13 protein-coding genes are annotated in these 14283 nt (G+C 52.3%); 11 read left to right on the forward strand and 2 right to left on the reverse strand.

Annotation, left to right across the window (positions count from 1 at the left end):
• Nucleotides 1-193 precede the first annotated feature (193 nt).
• Nucleotides 194-2026, forward strand: coding sequence for a serine hydrolase domain-containing protein (locus tag EFA69_RS15595; RefSeq protein ID WP_183906814.1), 1833 nt, complete (start codon nt 194-196; stop codon nt 2024-2026).
• A 217-nt stretch (nt 2027-2243) separates the two neighbouring features.
• The gene (msrA, locus tag EFA69_RS15600; protein WP_123134018.1) at nt 2244-2795 is read left to right on the forward strand and encodes a peptide-methionine (S)-S-oxide reductase MsrA; all 552 of its coding nucleotides are present in this window, start codon (nt 2244-2246) and stop codon (nt 2793-2795) included.
• 93 nt (nt 2796-2888) lie between these two features.
• Here msrA and EFA69_RS15605 read toward each other — a convergent pair whose 3' ends face one another.
• Nucleotides 2889-3770: an aldo/keto reductase gene (locus EFA69_RS15605; protein ID WP_123134019.1), complete on the reverse strand. Its 882-nt coding sequence runs from the start codon at nt 3768-3770 to the stop codon at nt 2889-2891.
• A gap of 364 nt (nt 3771-4134) precedes the next feature.
• Between EFA69_RS15605 and EFA69_RS15610 the strand changes: the two genes are divergently transcribed.
• Nucleotides 4135-4893, forward strand: a complete 759-nt coding sequence (locus tag EFA69_RS15610; RefSeq protein ID WP_123134020.1) for a Mut7-C RNAse domain-containing protein — start codon at nt 4135-4137, stop codon at nt 4891-4893.
• 37 nt (nt 4894-4930) lie between these two features.
• Here EFA69_RS15610 and EFA69_RS15615 read toward each other — a convergent pair whose 3' ends face one another.
• Nucleotides 4931-5947, reverse strand: coding sequence for an SDR family oxidoreductase (locus EFA69_RS15615; protein WP_123134021.1), 1017 nt, complete (start codon nt 5945-5947; stop codon nt 4931-4933).
• A gap of 398 nt (nt 5948-6345) precedes the next feature.
• Between EFA69_RS15615 and EFA69_RS15620 the strand changes: the two genes are divergently transcribed.
• The 8 genes from EFA69_RS15620 to EFA69_RS15655 all read left to right on the forward strand — a co-directional run bounded on the left by EFA69_RS15620 (nt 6346) and on the right by EFA69_RS15655 (nt 14173).
• On the forward strand, nt 6346-7485 hold the full coding sequence (locus tag EFA69_RS15620) for a poly(R)-hydroxyalkanoic acid synthase subunit PhaE (RefSeq protein WP_123134022.1): 1140 nt from the start codon (nt 6346-6348) through the stop codon (nt 7483-7485).
• A gap of 3 nt (nt 7486-7488) precedes the next feature.
• Entirely contained in the window at nt 7489-8544 is a 1056-nt protein-coding gene (gene phaC / locus EFA69_RS15625) for a class III poly(R)-hydroxyalkanoic acid synthase subunit PhaC (RefSeq protein WP_123134023.1), read from the forward strand.
• Nucleotides 8545-8606: 62 nt separating this feature from the next.
• Nucleotides 8607-9500 carry an alpha/beta fold hydrolase gene (locus tag EFA69_RS15630; protein ID WP_183906815.1) on the forward strand — a complete coding sequence of 298 codons (894 nt, stop codon included), beginning with the start codon at nt 8607-8609 and terminating at the stop codon, nt 9498-9500.
• Between the two features lie 22 nt (nt 9501-9522).
• On the forward strand, nt 9523-10269 hold the full coding sequence (gene phbB / locus EFA69_RS15635) for an acetoacetyl-CoA reductase (protein ID WP_123134025.1): 747 nt from the start codon (nt 9523-9525) through the stop codon (nt 10267-10269).
• Nucleotides 10270-10412: 143 nt separating this feature from the next.
• A complete protein-coding gene (locus tag EFA69_RS15640) occupies nt 10413-11186 on the forward strand; it encodes a 3-hydroxybutyrate dehydrogenase (RefSeq protein ID WP_123134026.1) in 774 nt (257 codons plus the stop codon).
• Between the two features lie 126 nt (nt 11187-11312).
• The gene (locus tag EFA69_RS15645) at nt 11313-11975 is read left to right on the forward strand and encodes a transmembrane-type terpene cyclase (RefSeq protein ID WP_123134027.1); all 663 of its coding nucleotides are present in this window, start codon (nt 11313-11315) and stop codon (nt 11973-11975) included.
• Nucleotides 11976-12111: 136 nt separating this feature from the next.
• On the forward strand, nt 12112-13008 hold the full coding sequence (locus EFA69_RS15650) for an aldo/keto reductase (protein ID WP_123134028.1): 897 nt from the start codon (nt 12112-12114) through the stop codon (nt 13006-13008).
• A gap of 178 nt (nt 13009-13186) precedes the next feature.
• Nucleotides 13187-14173, forward strand: a complete 987-nt coding sequence (locus tag EFA69_RS15655) for an aldo/keto reductase (protein WP_123134029.1) — start codon at nt 13187-13189, stop codon at nt 14171-14173.
• Nucleotides 14174-14283: the final 110 nt, after the last annotated feature.

The raw sequence follows: 14283 nt of genomic DNA on the forward strand, positions 1-14283 counted from the left end.
ATGTTTTTTGAAAATTGAGGCAGAAAGGGCAAAGGAGGGTAGAAATACCTATAAAACACCTATGAAGGGAATTATTACCGTCTGCCGCCGTTTCTAATTTAGAACCTGAGCACCTTGCCCGGTACTTGGGCCACACTCCGGCTTCTGACGGGCTCAATGTAGATACATGATATATTCCGAATTAAAGTCAAATATGACGCAGTTCTGCCTCCTGGTAGGACTAATGGGAAGTCTTTCTTGCAGCACCTACGGCCAAAAGCCCGCAGAAAAAAGCTCGGTGCAATGGCTGCAACAGCAAAAGGAAGTAAGCCAGACCACAGTATTGCTGAACAACGCCGCGCAGCAACTGCCTTTAAAAAACCTGGAACAGAAAATTGCGAGTGTGTCCATTGGCAGTGCGCCCGTGGCCGCTTTTGACAGCCTCGCCAGTTTTTATGCGGCCGTGGAAGTCTTTCCGGCGGTAAGCGCCAACCAGGCCAATACATTCCAGACCTTGCAGAACGCTTTGGCCCCTTACCAAACCGTATTGGTGCAGGTAGCGGCCACGGCCCTGAAAGACGCTCCCACCATAGCATTTCTGCTGGAGTTGCAGAAACGGAACCAGCTGGTGTTGTCGGTGTTCGGGAAACCTGATTTTCTGAAGCACGCCAACTTTATCTCGGCTCCCATGGTGTGGTCTGAGCAGGAAACCCCGGTGGCGGGGCAATACGCGGCGCAACTGGTATTTGGCGGAATGCCCGCCGTAGGAACGCTGGCTAATACCTACTCAGAGAAGTACACCAAAGGCGCAGGCTTCAAAACCACCGCCACGCGTTTAAGCTATACCGTGCCGGAAGCCGTCGGGATCAACAGCGAAGGTTTGCAGACCTCCATGGATGCCATTGTTCAGGAGGCCATCAGGGAGAAAGCCGCGCCGGGCGCGGTGGTGCTGGTGGCCAAAAGCGGGAAAGTAATCCTGAACAAAGCCTATGGTTCCCATACCTATGACACCACCCGCGCCACCAAAATCACCGATATCTTCGATCTGGCCTCGCTGACCAAAATCTCGGCTACCACCGTGGCGGCCATGCAGCTGTATGACCAGCAGAAGCTATCGCTGGAAGCGCCGCTGGGCACCTACGTTCCCTCGGCCCGGAACACCACCAAAGCTGATCTGACGCTGCGGAACGTTCTGCTGCACCAGGCCGGTTTGCCGGCCGGAGTCGTATTTCCGGTGCAGCCCCAGGACGCCAGCAAAACCAGCTCCCCCCATTTCACCGTCCGTACCGCCGACAGCCTGTTCCTCCGGAAAGACTATTACCGGGAAGTGATGTGGCCCCGCATTCTGAACGCCCGCATGGGGGTGCCCGGCAAATACGTGTACTCAGACCTGACCATGTTCCTGATGCAGGAAGTGGTGGAAGGCCAAACCGGCAAGCGCCTGGACACGCTGGTGCAGGAGCAGTTTTACCAGCCGCTGGGCATGCAGACCGCCGGTTTCCTGCCCCTGAACCGCTTTGAGAAAAGCCGCATTGTGCCCACTGAGTTTGACAGTCACTTCCGGAAGGAATTGTTGCAAGGGTATGTGCATGACGGTGGCGCGGCCCGGGCGGGTGGTGTGGCCGGTCATGCCGGGTTGTTCTCTACCGCCAATGACCTGGCCATTCTGTACCAGATGCTCCTGAACGGCGGCGCCTACGGGGGCAAACGCTATATCCAGCCGGAGACCGTGCAGCTGTTTACCCGCAAGCACTCTGACCTGAGCAGGAGAGGCCTGGGGTTTGACCGCTGGGACCCTGACAGCACCCAGGGGTATCCGGCCAAACTGGCCTCGCCGGAAACCTACGGCCATACCGGCTATACGGGTACCTGCGTGTGGGTTGATCCTAAGAATGAGCTGGTGTTTGTGTTTCTGTCTAACCGGGTGCACCCCAAAGTGAGCAATAAGCTGCTTTCCCTCAGAACCCGCCAACGGGCGCTTGATGCCGTATACCAGGCCATCCAGACCAGCGACAAGACAAAGGTGGCAGCGGTAGCGCAGCCTTAATCCTCAGCTTGCGTTTAGGGGCTCTTTTTCTTAAAATAGCTCCTAAACGCAAGGAGCTATTTTAAGGAGCTTTACGAGGGGGCAACGCGCCAAATGAAAAGATTAATTATCTTGGAAGAGGTGGCCTGAAGGAAACCGCAGCCGAAAGACAGGCTGCAACAAAAGCGTACAGAAATAGGTTACAGTTACATCTATCCCATCAAACAACCCTAAAACCATGGAAGAGACAACCCAACCAGAAAAGAAGACCGAAATCGCCACGTTTGCGGGGGGCTGTTTTTGGTGCATGGTGAAGCCGTTCCACAAGTACGAGGGCGTGCTGGAGGTGGTCTCTGGCTATACCGGCGGCCACGTGCCCAACCCTACCTATGAGCAGGTCTGCTCTGAAACCACCGGCCACTACGAAGCCGTGCAGGTTACCTTTGACCCCGATGTGATTTCGTACCCCGAGATCCTGAACATCTTCTGGCAGTCCATTGACCCCACTGATGCGGGCGGGCAGTTCGGGGACCGGGGTTCCTCGTATAAAACGGCCATATTCTATCACTCAGAGCAGCAGAAAGAACAGGCCCAGCGCTCTAAAGAGGAAATACAGCACAACGGTCCGTTTGAGACACCTATTGTGACGCCCATTCTCCCGGCGGCCACGTTTTATCCCGCCGAAGCTTACCACCAGGACTACTACAAGAAAAACGCCAACCATTATAACCGCTACTTTGTGGGCTCCGGCAGGGCCGGTTTCCTGGAGCGGCATTGGCGCAAAGGCTGAGAAGCAAAGTATAACTTCACAAAAAATGCGTTTAGGGGCTGTTTTTCCAAAAACAGCCCCTAAACGCATGTTAGACCCAGGCGAACGGAAAGACTATTCTTTTGCCGTAAAGGTGTCGGCGCCCAGTTGATTGAGGGTTTCGTAGTCATCTTCAGACAGTTGGATGGCCGCGGCCTGGTAATTGTCTTCCAGGTGCTTCACCTTAGACGTACCCGGTATGAGCAGAATGTTGGGCGAGCGGTGCAGGAGCCAGCTGAGGGCCAGCTGATGGCTGGTAGCCTCGTACTTTTGGGCAATCTGCTCCAGGGTTTCCATCGCTTTCATGTTGCCGCCGCCCAAAGGGTACCAGGGAATAAAGGCCATGGCGTTGTCTTCGCAGTACATGAGCTCGGCTTCCCATTTGCGGTTGTCAAAGCTGTACATGTTCTGCACAGATACAATCTCCACGTACTTCTGCGCCTGCTGAATCTGCTCCACCGTCACCTCAGACAGCCCTATGTGTTTGATGAGCCCCTGTTCCTGGGCATCCTGCAAGAATTCCAGCGTCTGCTCAAACGGAACCTCGGGGTCTACCCGGTGCAGCTGGTACAGGGCAATCTGGTCTAGTTTGAGTCGCTCCAGACTTCCTTGCAGCGCTTCTTTCAGATGATCTGGTTTGGCGTTGATGGGCCACTGGTTGGGGCCGGTGCGCAACAGGCCGCCCTTGGTCCCGATGACCAAATCTTTGGGGTAAGGGTAGAGGGCTTCCGCGATGAGTTCCTCAGAGACGTGAGGTCCGTAAGAATCGGCGGTGTCAATGAAGTTGATGCCCAGTTCAACGGTTCTTTTAAGTACCCTGATGGCCTCCTCCCGGTCCTGGGGCGGACCCCAGATGCCGTCGCCGGTGATGCGCATGGCGCCGTAGCCCATTCGGTTCACGGTTAAATCGGCCCCGATGCTGAAGGTAGGGTGAAAGGTTTTAGGAGTATTTGCCATGGTTTCTATAGGAAATGTTCTACCTTTTTTACCGGTTTGGCGGTAAGAAGTTTAGCCAAGCGCCTTTCATGGGAGAAACCACCCCAAGAAATCAATCATCTTACTTGCCGTTTAGCGCCCGTTTTTCCAGAATGAGGGGCAAAACAGCTATGTGGCTTCCTTTGTCTGTACCGTCCCTGTTTCTGGTTTTACCTCAATTTCAGAAAAAGAGCCGCTAAACGTCTTTGGCAAACGGCGTGGTCAGAGGGAAACTGAAGCCGAAGATTGAGTTGAGACAGCAGCAAGTTAGACCGCCCACTTGCAGAAAACCAAAGGTTCGCGTAGAAGGAGGAACCTTGCGCGTTAACAGCAGTAGGAGAAAGAGATGGAGCATTGGGCTAATTTTCTATTTCATGGGGAGTTAAACGACTTCCTCCCCAAACGGTACCGGCAAGTAGGGCAGCAATACCATTTTAGCGGCTCGCCGGCGCTCAAAGATGCTATAGAAGCACTGGGGGTGCCGCACCCCGAGGTAGGCCATGTGCAACAGAATGGGCAGGAAGTACTGCTGAAAGCACGGCTGGAGCCTTTTGCCGAGGTACAGGTTTTTCCGGTAGTGCCCGAAGCGTCCGCCGTTGAGTTGCCGCCTTTGCAGGTTCCCGTGCCCAAGCCCGCCCGTTTTGTATTGGATGTGCACCTGGGGAAACTGGCGCGCTACCTTCGGCTGCTGGGGTTTGACACGCTGTACCAGAACCATTACTCAGATGCAGACATTGCCGCTTTGGCCGCGCAGGAGCAACGCATAGTGCTTACCCGTGATGTAGGCCTCCTGAAGCAAAAGCAGGTGGTGTGGGGCTATTGGTTGCGGTCGCAGCACTGGGAGGAACAACTGCGGGAAGTAATCAACCAGTTTAACCTCCTGCCGCAAGTACAGCCCTTTTGCCGCTGCCTGGCCTGCAACGGAGAGATTGCGCGAGTTTCCAAAGAAGCAGTACTGCCGCTGTTGCCCCCCAAAACCAGACTGTTTTTCCAGGAGTTTTACCAATGCCCCCATTGCCGAAGGGTGTACTGGAAAGGCTCCCACTATGAGAAAATGGAACGCTTCCTCAGCCATTTACGCAGCTCGGCCAACCTACTACCATAGGGCACAGCTGTACCAGGGCAGGAAAGTAACATCTGTTCTATCTGTTGTTGGTTTTGCCCATACCGCTCAAAAGGGTGATGGCTACAACTCCCAACGCAGCCCATGCCGTTGCCTTGGCTACCGGACTTAATGAAGCCCGGGTGTAAAGACTGTTTTTCATGACATAGCCGGGCCAGTCGCCGCGCACATTGCCTTCATTGCTTCCTTCGTACAGGGTGCCCAGCGGGTCCCGCGGCGGTTCATCCCGGAGCTGTACTTTAGTCATGGCCATGCTATTGAACCATTCCACGGCCGCCGGGAAGTGCTTGTACAGACTGCTCATCATCTTGGCGCCGCCGCCCACGTAAATTTCCCTGTGTGGGTGTGTGGCGGCCTGCAGAATAGCATGAGCCGCTTCTTTGGGTTCATAGACCGGAGGCGGAATCTGGGGTTCGTTTTCGGTGTAGTTTCTTCCATGGTGGTCAAAAGGGGTATTGATGCCCGCCGGGTTGATGAGCGTCACTGACACAGGGGCACCTTGGGCAGCCAGTTCCACGCGCAGTGAATTGGTGAAGCCATTTACCGCATGCTTACTGGCTACGTACATTCCCTGCAGCGGAAACGCCACCTCTGCCGCCAGACTGCCAATGTTAATCAACGCGCCGCCGGTTTGCTTCAGGTATTTCACCGCCACCAGTGACCCATGCACCACCCCCCAGAAATTGATATTGAATAACTGCCGGTGGTCTTCCAGTTCAATTTCTTCCAGATAGCCAAACAGCCCCAGGCCGGCATTGTTCACCCACGTGTCTATACGCCCATGGCGTGCAAGAGCGGCATCGGCTATCCGTTGCACCTCTTCCTGTTTGGCAACATCGGCCACAACATGTATGGCCTGTCCGCCCGCTGCGATAATTTCCTCTTCAATTTGCCGTAGCGCCTCGCCGCTTCGGGCAGCCAATACTACCTGGGCTCCTGCGGCGGCGGCGGCTTTGGCAGTGGCCAGGCCAATCCCACTGGACGCACCCGTGATTACCATTACCTGCTGGTGAAGAGGCTTCAATGAAATAGCCATTAGTTACTGGTTTTAAGGAAGATTTATTTCAGAATGTCACGCCCTATGCTCAATGAGTATCCCTGAGAGTGAATAGCGTAAATACTAACTGTTCATGAACTGATCAAAACATAGCTCTTTGCCCCAAAGGGTACTAGGGTGTGTATCGGTTTTTGCAGGCGAAGGTTGTAGGGAGTTGTGAATTAAGTATTTACAGTGATTAAAAGCCGTATAAACACATGAAATACAGTATAAACAATAGAATCTTACGCCGTAAAACTAGGCGTTGCAGATGGCTGCCACAGACTAGATTATTAGGTCTTCATTAGAAACTGCCAGCTGTAGAAGATGGGCTTACAAGCTCAGGGAATAGACAGTAATTCTGCTTTAGGCACCAATACTTATATATAAATACCTTCATGGAACAGACTACCACCATTTTTGACACATGGGTCAATACTACCTCTAAGCTGGTGAATGATTGGCGTGAAATGACCGAGAAGCTCAACAGCGAGCAGAAGAACATCTGGGAGGAAGCAGGTAAAATGCAGCAAACCTGGATGCACTCGTTCCAGAACATGATGCAGAACATGCAAATGCCTTTTATGAGCGGGGCAAATGCCGGGGTAGGGGCCTCCATGCAGGATGCTTTCTTCAATATGCTCAGAAGCACAGATATTTATACCCAGTTGTTTCAGCTGTGGCAACCGGTTTTCAGGGCCATGCAGAACAACTCGTTCCAAAACCAGGACTTCTGGAAACTGATTGATCCGCAGGGGTTCAAATCTATTGTAGATAAACTGTTTGGCTTTGATGCGGTTGGTCCCATGAAAACCTTCATGGACCAGTCTACCCAGGTCATGAACATGTGGATGAATTCTTTTTCAGACGCAGGCAAGAATATGGGGCAAATGTTTGGCAATGGCATGCCGTTCTTCAATGCCATGTCCCAAATGAATCCCCAGTCAATGATGAATTGGTACATAGACATGGCCCGCAGTGCCCAGAGAAGCATGGCCCCGTTTCTGGGGAGCACCAGCAATGGCACCATGCCTTCCATGCAACACACGGTTGAGCTGATGGAACAATGGGGCAATTACATGGCTAAACTCAATCAGTTGCAGACCATGTTGTATAAAACCAGTGTCTCTGCCTGGGAAAAGGTGATGCAGACGGTAACTGACCGCGCCAAAGACGGAACCATGGTCACAGATTTCAATCAGTTCTACAATGAGTGGTCTACCATTAATGAGCGGGAGTATGTGGCCTTGTTCAATACAGATGAGTATGCGGCCTTGCAAGCCGAGCTCATCAAACTCAACTCTGACCTGAATAAGATGTATGAGCGGCAGATGGAGGCTTTTCTGCAGCCTTATCCGGTGGTGTTCAGATCACAGCTGGAGGAAGTATACAAAGTGAACCATGAGCTGCGTAGCAGAATCAACACGCTGGAGCGAATGGTGACGGAGCTTCAAAACACCGCCAAGGCTACACCGGCCCCAACCTCAACTACGCCTCCCGAAGGTCAGGAAACCAAACCGGGCAAAAAGGATAAGTAGCAGATGTATTCGCTTTCGCCACAGAACATCATAGAAGAGTTTGCGGCTGCTTCCACCAAATTGGCCAGGGGCGTAGAGGCCCTCAGGCAGATTGATGAGCTACCGGTGGGTACCACTCCCAAGCAGAAGGTCTGGGAAAAAGACAAGGTGTCGCTTTTTCACTTTGAACGTGGCCCCGGCACCAACATCAAGACTCCCGTGCTCATTGTGTACGCCCTGGTGAACCGCCACCACATGATGGATATTCAGGCAGACCGCAGCTTTATCCGCAATTTACAGTCGGCCGGCCTGGACTTGTATCTCATTGACTGGGGCTACCCCACGCCGGAGGACAAGTATTTCACCATGGAGGAATACATCAATGGCTATTTAGATGATGCGGTAGAAGTAATAAGGGAGAAAACGGGGCAAAAGATTTCGCTTATGGGTATTTGCCAGGGCGGTACGTTCAGTGTCATCTACGCGGCGCTGCACCCGCAGAAAGTAAAGAATCTGGTAACCTTAGTTACGCCCATTGACTTTGCCACGCCCCGCGACATGCTCTCCAAATGGGCAAAACACCTGGACGTTGACACGCTGGTAAACAACCAGGGAAATGTGCCGGGTGAACTGCTCAACGCGGGGTTTGCCCTGCTCAAACCAATGCTTAGAACCAATAAATATGTGTCTATTCTCAACTCAATAGACAAAGAGGGGCAGCTGCACAATTTCCTGCGCATGGAGCACTGGATAGCTGATAGCCCAGACCAGGCAGGGGAGTATTTCAGGAAGTTCATTAAAGATTTATACCAGGGGAATAAGCTGGTGCAGGGAACCTTTGAAATGGGAGGCAGCAGGGTTGATTTAAAGAACATCACCATGCCCCTGCTTAATATCTATGCCGAAGAAGACCATCTGGTGCCCCCGGAAGCTTCCATTGCCCTTAATGATTTGGTGGGGAGCACAGATAAGAGCCTCACCAAATTCGCTGGCGGACACATAGGAGTCTTTGTGGGCTCACGTTCGCAAAGGGAGCTTGCTCCCGGTATTGCTACATGGTTAAATGAAAGAGATAGTTGATGTTTGATTTTATAAATGCCTGGAAAAGTATATGGCACCAAAGTGATGGACCAAAGGAGAGGATGCCGCTCACCGAAAAAGAACCTGGGGAAAAGGTGCTTTATCCTTACCCGGTTAAAAAGGTAAGGGTGCAGGAAAACATTGAACTGGCCTACATAGAGGAAGGAGACCCCTCTGCCGAAGTCTTGTTGTTTTTACATGGCATGGGCAGCGGGATTCCGGCCTGGGAAAAAAACATCACGGTGCTGAAAAAGCATTTCAGGTGCATCGCGGTGGATTTACCGGGCCACGGATTGTCTTCCAAAGGAGATTATCCTTTCACAATGGCTTTCTATGTAGAGGTGGTGTTCGCTTTTCTGAAGGAGGCGGGACTTACTCAGGTAACCTTGGTGGGTCACTCCATGGGCGGACAGATCTCTATTTTGGCGGCTCTGAGAGAACCAGCGCTCATCACCAGACTAATTCTGGTGTCACCCGCCGGAATTGAGCCTTACACCTCCGTTGAAAAACAGACCCTGATCACGATGTCGGCCGGGGTAGTGGCCAGTGGGAATGCCTTCACCAAAAACCGCTTCAACTACCTGCTGGGTTTCTGCAATGATCAGGAGCTGGCCGGGGAGCTGATCAGGAAACTGGCTTTTTTCAAAGAAGACGCCGCCAACTTCGGGAAGATGATGCTCCGTTCCATAGAAGGTATGCTGTTAGAAGCTGTGAACCATGAATTGACGAATCTAACGCAATCCTGCCTCATGCTGGTAGGCAAAGAAGACAAAGTAAGCCCCTACCAGTATTTGCGTGGGCAGGAGTTTTACCAGATAGTGGAACGTGAAGCCTCCAAAATTCCACGGGCCAAATTAGTGGTCATTCCGCAGGGCGGCCATTTTGTGCAGTACCAAAAGCCAAAAGCTTTCAACAGAGAAGTACTGGAGTTTCTACATGTTAAGGTAACAGTGTGACAGAATTTTTTTAAGAAAACTCATGAAAACAGCGAAGGAAAGGGTAGCCTTGATTACGGGAAGTACGGGAGGCATAGGGATGGCTCTCTGTAAGAAATTGCACGAAGAAGGTTACAGGGTAGTGGGAAACTTCAGGTGCAAGGAAAAAGCAGAATCCATCCAGAATTCTTTACGGGAGGCTGGTTGCGTCATAGAAATGGTGCAGGGCGATGTAGCTGATTTTGACTCTGTAGGCCGTATGGTGCAGCAAATAGAAACCCAGATTGGCCCTATTGACATTCTCATCAACAATGCGGGCATCGCCAAAGACGTGCGCTTTGCCAAGATGCAGAAGTCTGACTGGGATGATGTCATTAACACCAACCTGAACGGGGTATTCAACTGCACCCGCCACGTAATCAATGGCATGATGGAACGGAAGTACGGGCGCATCATCAATATCTCCTCCATTAACGGGCAGAAGGGGCAGTTTGGGCAGACAAATTATTCGGCGGCCAAAGCGGGTATCCATGGGTTCACCAAGTCTCTGGCGCTGGAGGTAGCCAAATACGGCATCACCGTGAACACCATCTCCCCCGGGTACATTGAAACCGAGATGGTAATGGCGGTGCCGCAGAACATAAGGGAGCAGATTGTGGCCCAGATACCGGTGGGTAGGTTAGGCTATATTGAAGAAGTGGCCGAGGCCGTCACTTACCTTATTTCGGAGAAATCTGGTTTTATCACCGGCTCTAACCTGAGTATCAACGGTGGGCAGCATATGTATTAATCTGTTATTTATCTTTAATTGCTAGTGGTGTTTTTGGTTGTTTTCGCGTTTAGGGGCCGTTTTTCTAAAAACGGCCCCTAAACGTAATGACTCAGATTCCCACAGGTGGGGCAGACAGCCTCTTACTTCAGATACCATTGCCCATGGAAAAAAAGACGGCGCTGATCACCGGGAGTACCAGCGGTATAGGCTTGGCCATTGCCGAAGCCTTCGCCCAGAAAGGCTTTCGTATTGTCTTTAATGGGCTGGAGGAAAACGGTGCGGATATTGCGGCCCAGCTAGCGCAAAAACACCAAATAGAGTTCCTGTTCTCCGGGGCGAACATGCTGTCGCCTGCGGCGCTCCGCCAGATGGTGCAGGAGGCCACAGACCGGTTTGGCGGCGTAGATGTGCTCATCAACAACGCCGGTATCCAGCATGTGGCCCCGGTGGAAGCCTTTCCGGAAGAGAAGTGGGACGCCATACTGGGCATTAACCTCACCGCCGCTTTTCATCTTGTCAAAGCGGTGTGGCCGCAGATGAAGACCCGCCGGTTTGGGAGAATCATCAACATCGCCTCGGCGCACGGTCTATTTGCCTCAGAATTCAAAAGCGCGTATGTAGCGGCCAAACATGGTTTGGTAGGGTTCACCAAAACCATAGCCCTGGAAGGCGCTCCCTATGGTATTACGGCAAACGCCATTTGCCCCGGCTACGTTAGAACCCCTTTGGTAGAGAAACAGGTCTTTGACCAGGCGCAGGCGCACCATCTGCCCGAAGAGGAGGTAATCAGAAAAGTAATCCTGGCTAAACAGGCCATCAAAGAATTTGTACCGGTAGCTGCTATAGCTGAACTGGCTTTGTTCCTGGCTTCAGAACATGCCGCCACCCTCACCGGTGCCGCCCTTCCCATAGACGGCGGTTGGTCGGCCCAATAGGCAGGATTGGGTTTAGAGGAGGAAGCTTACGTCTCACCAACCTATTCTCATTTTTTTAGTTTTGACCTGAATGCCATAGGTATTCCTGTCCTATAACCAAATCCCTCTGATTCTGGTTAGAAGTGTATGCTGAAAAATCCGGTTCACATTGACCCTACGCTAAGCTCGTTCCTGATGGTGAGCAGTGGCCTCTTCTGGACTATCACGTATTTGCTGATTTTACGGAGGGGCTACGAAGACAAGACGTATGGCATGCCCATGGTGGCTCTCTGCGCCAACGTTTCCTGGGAGTTTATCTTTTCGTTCGTTTATCCGCACCCGCAGCCGCAACTGGCTATTGACTACCTGTGGCTCCTGTTTGATCTGGGTATTGTAGGACAGTACCTGTGGTACGGCCGAAAGGAGTTTCCGGAGCAGTTGCCGCCCCGGCTCTTCTACGGTACTTTTCTGTTCACGCTGGTGTATTGTGCTTTGACCATCGCGTTTATGGCACAGGAGTTTGAGGACTACATCGGGATTTATGCGGCCTTCGCGCAGAACCTGCTCATGTCAGTGCTCTTCATCCGGATGCTGCTGAAACGGAGCAGTTCCAAAGGGCAATCGCTCTACATTGGGCTGAGCAAACTGGTGGGCACGGTGTTTCCGTCCATCCTTTTTTACCTGTACTTTCCCCATTCCAACCTGCTGTTGCTCCTGTTCATCGGTATTTTTTTGCTGGACCTCACTTATGTAGGCTTGCTGTATAGGAAGCTGAAAGCGGAGAATCTTTCGCCCTGGCGAAAGCTGTAGGGGGTAGGAGGAGTGCCTCAGTTCCTCTGCGCCAACAGATTTGCGTTTAGCGGTTACTTTTTGGAAATCACGCGTAAAACAGGTTTTGAGGTATCTTTGGCCAAGTGCAGGGGCTTCATCCAGAAAATCAATTTTTATGAAGTATAGAAAACTAGGGTCATCAGATCTTGAGGTGAGTGAAGTCAGTTTCGGCTGCATGTCCCTCAGCGGGACCGAGGAGGAGAACGTGCGGCTCCTGCACCAGGCGCTGAACCAAGGAATCAATTTCTTTGACACCGCCGATCTCTACGATAAGGGGAAGAATGAGGAAACCGTGGGCAAGGCTTTGAGGCAACAGCGGGACAAAGTGATTCTAGCCACCAATGTAGGCAACCAATGGCGGCCCGATGGTAGCGGCTGGGACTGGAACCCCACCAAAGCGTACATACTGGAAGCCGTGGACCAGAGCCTGAAACGCCTCCAAACCGATTACATTGATCTCTACCAACTGCACGGCGGCACCATAGAAGACCCCATAGAAGAAACCATAGAGGCCTTTGAGCTGTTGAAACAACAGGGCAAGATCCGGTACTACGGCATTTCCTCCATAAGACCAAACGTGATACGGGAGTACGTGCAGAAATCAAACATCGTGAGCGTCATGATGCAGTACAGCCTTCTGGACCGCCGACCTGAAGAACAGATGCTGGACTTCCTGCACCAGCACCAGATCAGTGTTTTGGCCCGCGGGAGTCTGGCGCAGGGCTTACTGGCCGGGAAATCTCCCAAACCTTACTTGGGCCATTCAGCGGAAACCGTAGCCAAAGCCTCTGAGGCTTTGCAGCAGCAAACCCCATCGGGTGCCAAGGCAATGGAAACGGCGGTACAGTACGTGCTCCAGCACAAAGCAGTAGCCACGGCTGTACTGGGCATCAGGACGCAGGAACAATTCACCCAGGCTTTGGCCGCCGCAAACGGCAAACCTCTTCCAGAAGAAGTAGCCCAAGCGCTGCGGAATCAGGTTCCGGCGCTCACCTATGAGCTGCACCGGTAGCGGACACAGGCAGCTAGGTTAAAAACCTGACCACTAAGTTGCAGATTTTAGAAAATGAGTTTCCGTTTAGGGGCTGTTTTTCCTAAAACTGCCGTAAAACAGATAGCCCTGCCCAGATGCCGCAACGGCTGTTCTGGAAAGGGGTAATGATAAGGAATTAGATAAAAGAAGCACCAACATGAACTACAGAACACTAGGGAAAACCGGATTCAAGGTTTCAGAAATATCTTTGGGCACCTGGCAAGTGGGCGGACGCTGGGGCGAGCCGTTCAAAGAAGAAAATGCCGAAACCATCATTAACGCCGCCATTGACGCAGGCGTGAACTTCATTGACACCGCTGATGTGTACAGCGACGGCTTAAGTGAGGCCGCCGTGGCCAAAGTAGTGAAGAAGCGCTCAGAAGAGGTCTTCATAGCCACTAAATGCGGACGGCAGATTCAACCGCATACCCCAGAGGGTTACACGCCCGAGAAACTAGTGGGCTATGTGGAGCAAAGCCTGCGCAACATGAAGCTAGACACCATAGACCTCATTCAGCTGCACTGTCCGCCCACTGAGGTCTACACGCGGCCTGAAATCTTTGAAGCCTTTGACCGTCTCAAAGAGCAAGGCAAAATCAGGAACCTGGGCGTGAGCGTGGAGTTAGTGGAGGAGGCGCTCATGGCCATGAAATACCCTAACGTGGCAACGGTGCAGGTCATCTTCAATATGTTCCGGCTGAAGCCCAGCGAGCAACTTTTTCCGGTGGCTAAAGAGAACAACGTGGGGCTTATTGTGCGGGTACCGCTGGCCAGTGGCCTGCTAACCGGCAAAATGTCGCACCAAACCACGTTCAATTCAGAAGATCACCGGGCGTTCAACCGCAACGGCGAGGCTTTTGACAAAGGCGAGACTTTCTCCGGGGTAGATTTTGACCTTGGGTTGGAAGCAGTGGAGGAGCTGAAAAGACTTTTCCCGGGGCAGGAGCCTTTGGCGGCCTGGGCGCTGCGTTGGGTACTTATGTTCCCAGAGGTAAGCACCGTCATCCCGGGAGCCTCCCGGCCCGACCAGGTTGCCTCTAACCTGCAGGCGGCGGCTTTGCCTGCCTTAACTTCTGAGCAGATGGAGGGCGTACGGGCGGTGTATGACCGTTACCTTAAGCCTGCCGTGCACCAGCAGTGGTAATAAAATAAAAAGGGGGCGTCCCCCGATGCCCCCTTTTTGAAACAAAAATAAAAAACCCTGTGATGAAAGCTGTCAGACAGCTTCATCTCCTACAAAGTACAGTGGTTATC

Source organism: Rufibacter immobilis (assembly GCF_003721565.1).
Classification (GTDB): Bacteria; Bacteroidota; Bacteroidia; order Cytophagales; family Hymenobacteraceae; genus Nibribacter; species Nibribacter immobilis.